Origin of the sequence: Elstera litoralis (genome assembly GCF_000963705.1) — a bacterium.
Lineage (GTDB): Bacteria > Pseudomonadota > Alphaproteobacteria > Elsterales > Elsteraceae > Elstera > Elstera litoralis.
Genome location: NZ_LAJY01000523.1, coordinates 1 through 952, shown reverse-complemented (window position 1 = coordinate 952; position 952 = coordinate 1). Strand labels below are relative to the sequence as shown.

Here is a 952-nt window from a genome sequence, read left to right as displayed (position 1 = left end):
CCTGGCGGCTTAGGGTCGGCTATATGGTCTCGCCGGTGGGGCTGATTGATCTTTGCGCCTTCGTCCCCGCGCTCTTGGCGGGGCTATTTTTCCTTGATCCGCGCTATCTGCATCTCGTTCGCTTGCTCAAGTTAACGCGCTACTCGCCCGCGCTGCAATCGCTGGCAACGGTCTTCTATCAAGAACGGCGCTCGTTCTTCGGGGCTTTGTTGATTGCGGTGATGGCGCTCTTCACGTCGGCGAGTCTTATTCATCTCGTGGAAAAGGACGTCCAGCCGGAGGCGTTCGGCACGATCACCCAATCGATGTGGTGGGCAATCGTGACCCTGGCGACAATCGGTTACGGCGATGTCGTGCCACACACTCCGTTGGGCAAGATCGTCGGCGGGGTGTCGGCGCTCATGGGCCTTTGTATGGTCGCCCTGCCCTCGGCGATTATGGCGAGCAGCTTTATGGAGCAGATCAAACGCCGCGATTTTGTGGTGAATTCAAAGCTGGTCCTTCAGGTGCCGCTTTTCTCCGATCTCCAGATTCTTCACATTGTCGAGATTGCCAGCATGCTGCGGCCCTTGGCCGTCCCCTCGCTCTACCGCGTCGTCCGCCGGGGGGATGCTGCCGACTGCATGTATTTCGTCGTGTCGGGCGAACTCCAAGTCGATCTCGGTGAGCGACGGGTAAAACTCTCGAACGGCGATTTTTTCGGCGAGTTGGGGTTGCTGAACAAGGCTCCCCGCTCGGCCAATGTCGTCGCCGTCACCGATACGCAGTTGTTGGTGTTGGAAGCGAGCGACTTCGACAAGCTGACGCGGATTTATCCTGAAATGCGCAATACGATCGAAGCTCACGCCGCCGAGCGCATTAAGTTTCAGCCCTAGGTTTTTTCCCTCATACCGATCCTGTATCGATTTTCGGGCGGCGCGCTTGCGCTTTTTCGGGGGGCTTGATACCCAAG

The 952-nt window shown here is 58.1% G+C and carries 1 protein-coding gene; it reads left to right on the top strand.

The window, feature by feature from the left end:
* On the top strand, positions 1-875 hold an 875-nt coding region (locus VZ95_RS16805), incomplete at its 5' end, for a cyclic nucleotide-gated ion channel (RefSeq protein ID WP_156995362.1).
* Positions 876-952 lie beyond the last annotated feature (77 nt).